Here is a 514-nt window from a genome sequence, read left to right on the forward strand (position 1 = left end):
TCTCGCAAAGTTGAGCGCTCACGCTTATCGGCTGTAAATTAAAGACAGACTCAGGGGTCTGTAGCTCAGTCGGTTAGAGCACCGTCTTGATAAGGCGGGGGTCGTTGGTTCGAATCCAACCAGACCCACCAATGTCTTGTCTGATGGTAGTACCTGAGGCATCTGTACTCATGGGGGCATAGCTCAGCTGGGAGAGCACCTGCTTTGCAAGCAGGGGGTCGTCGGTTCGATCCCGTCTGCCTCCACCAATCTTCAATGACAAGCGTTCGACGTAGTCGAACTTTTGTCATTGGCGATTGAGCCAGTCAGAGTGATATGAGTAACACCATATCGGCTGTCGTTCTTTAACAATCTGGAAGAAGTAAGTAATTTGGATAGCGGAAGCGTCTTGAGATGGACGTGAAAGTTATCCGGGTTGTGATTGTATCGATGTATCTCAAGATGATTCGAACTCCATGTTTGACTCAATTTGGAATACGGCACAACGCGAGAACTCAACCTGTAGCGACTGTCG

Annotated in this window: 2 tRNA genes; both read left to right on the forward strand. The window is 49.0% G+C overall.

The annotated features are described in order from the left end of the window. Positions 1-54: 54 nt before the first annotated feature. Positions 55-131, forward strand: a tRNA-Ile gene (locus ACM6JT_RS27160). Positions 132-172: 41 nt separating this feature from the next. Next, positions 173-248: transfer RNA gene (locus ACM6JT_RS27165), tRNA-Ala, on the forward strand. The last annotated feature ends 266 nt before the right edge of the window (positions 249-514 follow it).

The sequence above is a fragment of the Burkholderia sp. IT-111MI5 genome, assembly GCF_949752865.1.
Lineage (GTDB): Bacteria > Pseudomonadota > Gammaproteobacteria > Burkholderiales > Burkholderiaceae > Burkholderia > Burkholderia pyrrocinia_C.